This is a genomic window from Corallococcus sicarius (genome assembly GCF_003611735.1).
Taxonomy (GTDB): Bacteria; Myxococcota; Myxococcia; order Myxococcales; family Myxococcaceae; genus Corallococcus; species Corallococcus sicarius.
Window position 1 is genome coordinate 1 of the sequence record NZ_RAWG01000417.1, and the last position, 6,742, is coordinate 6,742.

5 protein-coding genes are annotated in these 6,742 nt (G+C 72.3%); 4 read left to right on the forward strand and 1 reads right to left on the reverse strand.

The window, feature by feature from the left end; genetic code table 11:
- The first annotated feature begins 274 nt into the window (after window positions 1–274).
- The 4 genes from D7X12_RS37405 (at window position 275) to D7X12_RS37420 (ending at window position 5,897) form a co-directional block, all read left to right on the forward strand.
- Window positions 275–3,049 (forward strand): serine/threonine-protein kinase, encoded by a 2,775-nt coding sequence (locus tag D7X12_RS37405; protein ID WP_120629975.1) that lies wholly within the window; start codon window positions 275–277, stop codon window positions 3,047–3,049.
- A 120-nt stretch (window positions 3,050–3,169) separates the two neighbouring features.
- Window positions 3,170–4,429, forward strand: a complete 1,260-nt coding sequence (locus D7X12_RS37410) for a sigma 54-interacting transcriptional regulator (RefSeq protein ID WP_244225015.1) — start codon at window positions 3,170–3,172, stop codon at window positions 4,427–4,429.
- Between the two features lie 58 nt (window positions 4,430–4,487).
- A complete protein-coding gene (locus D7X12_RS37415; protein WP_147443917.1) occupies window positions 4,488–5,408 on the forward strand; it encodes a hypothetical protein in 921 nt (306 codons plus the stop codon).
- 18 nt (window positions 5,409–5,426) lie between these two features.
- Complete coding sequence (locus tag D7X12_RS37420; RefSeq protein WP_120629978.1) at window positions 5,427–5,897, forward strand: DcrB-related protein; 471 nt, start codon at window positions 5,427–5,429, stop codon at window positions 5,895–5,897.
- A gap of 3 nt (window positions 5,898–5,900) precedes the next feature.
- Here the strand turns inward: D7X12_RS37420 and D7X12_RS43215 are convergent.
- The coding region (locus D7X12_RS43215) for a hypothetical protein (RefSeq protein WP_120629979.1) at window positions 5,901–6,742 on the reverse strand (842 nt) is incomplete at its 5' end.

Here is a 6,742-nt window from a genome sequence, read left to right on the forward strand (position 1 = left end):
CGATGGGCCTGCGGCCGATGGGAGGGACGGGCATGTGCGCACCAGGAGGGGGAAAGTGAGAACCGCGATGTACGGACCCATTGCGGCTGTCGTGCCACCGCGCCCCATGTCTGTTTCCAGGGGTTTGACTCCCACCTTGCCCCCGCCCGCTGATGACAGCGTTCCGGTCCCTGATGACGGCTGTCACCAGGCAGGCGGCCTGACGGCGCGCCGCGGCAGAACATGCGGCGCCCACGAGACCCGAGGGTAGAGTTTCGGATCAGGTGGACCGCCCATGACAAAGAGAGACACCGGCAGGGGAGGCGCAGGCACGGGCCCGTTGGACTCGGCGCGCGCGGGCGCGGGCACGGGCCGGGGGACGGGCCGCGGGGCGCCGCGTGCTCCGGAGGACGTGCCGCCCGTTCCGCAGGTGGGCCGCTACCTGCTGCTGCGGCGGCTGGGGCAGGGCGGCATGGGCGTGGTGTACGCCGCCTATGATCCGGACCTGGACCGCAAGGTGGCCCTCAAGCTCCTGCACCCGAACACGCAGGAGAACGCCGAGGAGGCGCGCTCGCGGCTGCTGCGGGAGGCGCAGGCCATGGCGCGCGTCTCCCATCCCAACGTCATCCCCGTCTTCGACGTGGGCATGTGGGGCGACCAGGTCTTCGTCGCGATGGAGCTGGTGGACGACGGCGGCACGCTGGGCACCTGGCTGAAGGCGGAGAAGCGGCCCTGGCGCGAGGTGCTGGAGCGCTATCTGGCGGCGGGACGCGGGCTCCAGGCCGCGCACGACGCGGGGCTGGTGCACCGCGACTTCAAGCCCGCCAACGTGCTGGTGAGCCGCGCGGGCCGCGTCTACGTGACGGACTTCGGGCTGGCGCGGCAGGTGGGGGACACGTCCTCCGAAGCGGCGTCCCCGGAGGAGGTGGAGATCCTCCAGGCCGCGGACCGGCGGATGCTGGAGACCACGCTCACGGAGGCGGGGCTCCTCGTGGGCACGCCCAACTACATGTCCCCGGAGCAGTTCCGGGGCACGGCGCTGGACGCGCGCACGGATCAATTCAGCTTCTGCGCGGCGCTCTACGGGGCCCTCTTCGGCACGCGCCCGTTCGACCCGGGCAGCATCAAGGCCTACGTCTCCAACCAGGGCGTGGAGGCGGAGGGCACGCAGTCCCTGGGAGGCACGCAGCCGCTGACGCCCCCGCGCCCCGCCGCGCCGCCGCCCACGCTGATCCGCGAGCCGCCCCGCGACGTGAAGGTGCCCGCGTGGGTGCGGCAGGCGGTGATGCGCGGCCTGTCGCTGGACGCGGCCGGACGCTTCCCTTCGATGCAGGCCCTGCTGGACGCGCTCTCCCAGGAGCAGCGCCTGGGACAGCGCAGGCGCTGGGTGGCGGCGACGGGCGCGGTGGCCGCCACGCTGGCGGTGGCGGCGGGCGCGGCGTGGCAGCAGTCGCGGGTGTGCGTGGACGCCGGGGCGCTGATGGACGATGTCTGGACGCCGGAGGCGAAGGCGCGGCTGGAGTCCGCCTTCCGCGCCACCGGCAAGCCCTTCGCGGAAGGAATGGCCCAGCGCACGGTGCTGGTGCTGGAGCAGTACGCGGAGGGCTGGAAGCACCAGCGCGTCCAGGCGTGCGAGGCCACGCGCGTGCAGGGCGTCATCACGGAGGAGCAGTTCGACCGGCAGGGCGTGTGCCTGGAGCGGCGCCGCAAGGACCTGCGCGCCACGGTGGAGCTGCTGGCCGGCGCGGACGCTGGCGTGGTGGAGAAGGCCGTGGACGTGGCGCACGCGCTGCCCACGCTGCACGAGTGCCAGGACGTGGAGGCGCTCGCCGAACAGCAGCGCAGGCCCTCCGACCCCGCCCTGCGCGAGCAGATCGAGAAGCTGGAGGGAGGCCTGTCGGAGGTCCGCGCGCAGGTGGACGCGGGCCGCTACAAGGCGGCGCTCGCGGCGCTCAAGCCCCTGGAGGCCCCGGTGGTGGCCACGGGCTACCTGCCGCTGCGGGCGGAGCTGCGCTTCCACCTGGGCTGGCTCCAGGAACAGCTGGGGGACTCGCCCGCAGCCTCCCAGCTGCTGTCGCGCGCCGTGTTCGACGCGGAGGCCGGTCGCGCGGACCGGCTGAAGGTCTCCATCCTCAACAAGCTGCTCTACGTGGAGGACGGACAGAAGCACTTCGGCCCGGCGGCGAACTGGGGCGAGCTCGCGGAGGCCACGCTGCAACGGCTGGGCGGCGAGCCCGTGCTGGAGGCGGACGTCAAGGTGAACCAGGCGAACCTCGCGGTCTCCCAGGCGCGCTTCGAGGAGGCCCGCGACCGGCTGGTGCAGGCGCGCGCCCTCTACGACAAGGCCCTGCCGGCGCAGCACCCCAAGCGCGCGCGGACGCTCTTCCTCCTGGGGCGCGTGATGCGCGAGCTGGGAGACCCCACGCAGGCGCTCGCGATGATGGAGGAGGCGCTGAAGCAGACCGAGGCGGTGGTGGGCCCCCTGCATCCGGACGTGGCGCGCCGGCACGGCCTCCTGTCCTGGTCCCTGCGCCAGCTGAAGCAGGAGGAGCGGGCGCTGGCCCATGCCCAGGCGGTGGTGGACATCTTCAAGGTCCTCTACGGCGAACAGAGCCCCCAGTTCGCGGAGGCGCTGGACGAGGTGGGCATGAGCCAGCTCGGGTTGAAGCGCTACGAGGACGCGCTGAAGACGTACGAGCGGGCGCTGGCGCTCAAGCGCAAGGCGCTGCCCGCGGACGATGAGAAGCTCCAGCCCTCCTATGACGGGGTGGGGCAGGCGCTGCTGGGGCTGGGCCGGGCGCGCGACTCCGTGGAGCCGCTGACGCTGGCGGTGTCCTTCGCCTCCGCGCCCGCGGAAGACCTGGGGGAGTCCGGCTTCGCGCTGGCCCGCGCGCTGTATGAGACGGGCCGCCCACCGGAGGCCCGGGGCGAGGCCACCCGCGCCCGGGGACGCTTCACCGAAGCCGGGATGGACGCGCGCGTGGGGGAGGTGGACTCGTGGTTGAAGGCCCTCCCGGCGGAGCCCTCCCGCCCGCCTGCCCGCACGCCTTCACGTCCGCGGCGGCGGTGACGGCCCCCAGGCCCGTGGGTCGTGCTAGCGTCCGCCGCCGTGTCGCTGCCACCCGACGAGGATGAGGCGCTCCTGGATGCCACGGCCACCCTGAACCGGGGGCGGGCAGGCCAGGTGCGGATGGTGCTCCGGGTCCTGTCCGGCGCGGAGGCCGGCAAGGTCCACGCGCTCAAGCAGGGCACGTACGTGCTGGGCAAGGCGCCCACGTGCGACATCGTCCTCTCCGACAAGGCCATCTCCCGCCAGCACCTGCGGCTGGAGGTGCACGACGAGCACGTGCTCGCGACGGACCTGGGCTCGCACAACGGCTCCTTCGTGGAGGGCCTGCGCTTCAGCGCCATGGAGCTGCGCCCCGGCAGCGTCATCACCCTGGGCACCACGGAGCTGAAGCTGGTGCCGGAGGACACGCGCGAGCGCTCGGTGCCGCTCTCCTCGAAGGACCGCTTCGGGGCGCTCGTCGGCAACAGCCGCAAGATGCGCGAGGCCTTCACGCTGCTGGAGCGCCTGGCGCCCGGCGGCGCGGACGTGCTCATCCACGGCGAGACGGGCACCGGCAAGGATTTGTGCGCGGAGGCCATCCACCAGCAGAGCCCGCGCGCGAAGGGGCCCTTCGTCATCGTGGACCTGGCGGGCGTGCCCCCCACGCTCATCGAGTCGGAGCTCTTCGGCCACGTGAAGGGCTCCTTCACCGGCGCCCAGGGCGACCGCGCCGGCGCCTTCGAGCGCGCCCAGAACGGCACCGTCTTCCTGGACGAGATTGGCGAACTGCCCCTGGAGTTGCAGCCGCGCCTGCTGCGCGTGCTGGAGCGCCGGCAGGTCAAGCGCGTGGGCGGCAACGACTACTTCACGGTGAACATGCGCGTGGTGGCCGCCTCGCACGTGAACCTGGAGCAGGCCGTCCAGCAGGGGAAGTTCCGCCGCGACCTCTTCCACCGGCTCGCCGTGCTGCGCGTCACGCTGCCCCCGCTGCGCGAGCGGCCGGATGACATCCCGCTGCTCATCAACGCGATGCTCACGGGGATGGGCCGTCCGCCCAGCGCCCTGTCGGACCAGACGCGCGCGCTGCTCCTCCAGTACCCCTGGCCCGGCAACGTGCGCGAGCTGCGCAACGTGGTGGAGCAGGTGGTGAACCTGGGCGAAGAGGCGCTCCCGGACCTGGAGCCGCCCCAGGACGGGACGCGCAAGGGGCCGGAGTTGGACCTGCCCTTCAAGGAAGCCAAGGAGCACCTCATCGAGGGCTTCGAGCGCGACTACCTGAAGAACCTCATCGAGCGCTGCGAGGGCAACATCTCCCGGGCGGCCCGCGAGGCGGACATCGACCGTGTCTACCTTCGGAAACTTCTGAGGAAGCACGACCTGGATCCGTCCGGCGACCCTTAACACGGGGCGGCAATCGGGGTAGGATGACATCCCCCATCCCCCTTCAGGAGACCTCCTCTTGAGCGTGACCCTCCCCTCGCACCATTCCAGGACCCCCCCTCCGCGCGCGGACGCGATGCACCCTGCCCGGGATGCGCAGCGGACGGCTCCCGCCCCGGAGAAGGTCGCCGCCGTGGCGGAGTCCAAGCCCACGGCCCTCCAGGCCGAGCAGGCCGCGGACGCCTACGCGGTGGAGCAGGCGGTCCAGCAGCTGTGGGCGAACCGGTTCGCGCAGGGCGCGGGCGTGTCGCCCCAGGAGGGGCCAGGCGCGTTGGGCGCGAACCCGGAGCCGGCGCCGGAGATTGGCGGCTGGGAGACGGAGGGCTCTGACGCCTCCGTGCTCAAGCAGACCAAGCAGACCAACTGCGGCGCCGCGGTGGCGGTGATGCTGGGCAATGACCTGGGCACCGGCAAGACGCAGTCCGTGTCGGACACGCAGAAGATGGACGCGCTGGAGTCGCGCTTCACCGACGGCAAGGGCACGTCGCCGCATGAGCTGTCCAACATGCTGGCCAACCAGGGCCTCAAGGTGACGCAGACGTCGGCCGGGCTCGACAAGGACAGCCTGGATGCGACCCTCGCCCGCGGCGGCAAGGCCGCGGTGATGGTGGACTCCTGCCTGGTGGACCCCACGACGAAGGAAGGCGAGACGGGCCTCGCGCACTGGGTCTCCGTGGAGGGCAAGGACGACCAGGGCCGCTACCTGCTGAAGGACCCCAGCACGGGCACGCGCATCCCGGTGGACGCGCAGCGGCTGGCGGACTCGATGGAGATCAGCTGGGCGAAGCATAAGGGCGGCGGGATGATGCTCGTGGAGAGCGCCAACGGGATCGGGGAGCCGCAGGCTGCGGCGGAGAGCGGGCAGAAGGTGGCCTCGATGGGCAACACCGACGGTGTCGGCTCCCGCGCCCAGGCCAACTTCGGTCGCGAGTCCTCCTAGCAAGGTCCGCCTCTCCTCATGGCGCTCCCCAAGTCCATCCGTCACGGTCCGCTGCGCGTCGTCCTGCCCGAAGGCTGGTTCGACGCCAGCCAGGTCGTCGCCGTGGGGCCGGAAGAGGACGGCTTCCGCTCGAACCTCGTCGTGTCGCTGGAGCCGGCCGTCCCCGGTGAGTCGCTGGAGCAGTACGCCGCGCGGATGCTGGACGGCATGCGCTCCGCCACCGACTTCCGCCTCGTGTCGGAGAAGAAGGGGGCCACCTTCGGCGCGAACGCGGGCGTGCTGCGCGAGTACACCTTCCGGATGGAGTCCCTCGTCCTCGCGCAGCTCCAGTTCTACGTGCTGCGCGAGCAGGTGGCCTTCACCTTCACGTACACGCAGCAGGCGAACCGGCTGGCCGCGACGCGGTCCGTGGCGGAGGCGATGCTGGCCTCCGTGTCGTTGGACTCGACGGCGGAGCTGGCGCTGCGCCCCACCGTCTTCCGGGCCTGAGCCTCAGACGACCAGGTGCTCCATGGCCCGCAGCCGCAGGAGCTGACGCGCCAGCTCCTGCACGCGCTCCACCTCCTGCTGCCCCATCGCCTTGCGCAGGGCCTGCTTCAGGTCCGTGGAGGCATTCAGGAGCAGCGTGCGCAGCTGGGCGTTGGTGAGCAGCGGGTTGAGGCGCCGCAGGTGGCCCACGAGCGCCCCCAGCTGCGCCAGTGACAGGCCCGCGACCATCACCTCTTTCGCGGAGCCCTCGTCCGGGCTCTGGCTGATGGCCAGCATCCACGGCGACACGAGCAGGGAGCGGGTGAACTCCCGCTCACAGGGCAGCCCCAGCCGCGCGCACTCCTGCACCAGCGGGCCGGCGTCGTGGCCGGAGATGACGGGCTGGATGCGGGCGGCCTCGTACTTCTGGAGCACCTCGTCGTAGCCCTTCCGGGCTTCGACGCCGGGCGGGGTGCGCTGGAACTCCGCGAAGGCGGCGTGCACCTCGGCCCGGAGCGCGCGCAGGAGCGAGGCATCATCGACGGATGGGGGTTCGCCCAGCGAGGTGGCCAGGTACTGCCGGTCGTCGGGGACGGCGCTCGCGGACTTCCACCACTCGTGGGCGACGGAGCTCTCGCTCAGGACCACGGGCAGGGTGACGACGCCCTGGCGGCCGGGGTTCGCGAGGAAGTTGGCCAGCTTCGTCGTCACCTCGGTGAGCCCGCGGTGGAGCCGGTTGATCAGCGCCAGGCGCAGCTTCGCGCGGCCCTCCAGGGCCTGCTTCGCGGTGTCCGGCGCCCGTCCGTCCGTGGCCGTGCGCTCGCGCGGGGACTCGGACGGGGTGGTGGGGAGCTGACGCGCCAGGA

Excerpts from the sequence above, each read along its gene's own strand:
- D7X12_RS37405 (WP_120629975.1), top strand. The coding sequence starts at position 275 with ATGACAAAGAGAGACACCGGCAGGGGAGGCGCAGGCACGGGCCCGTTG.
- D7X12_RS37410 (WP_244225015.1), top strand. The coding sequence starts at position 3,170 with ATGGTGCTCCGGGTCCTGTCCGGCGCGGAGGCCGGCAAGGTCCACGCG.
- D7X12_RS37420 (WP_120629978.1), top strand. The coding sequence starts at position 5,427 with ATGGCGCTCCCCAAGTCCATCCGTCACGGTCCGCTGCGCGTCGTCCTG.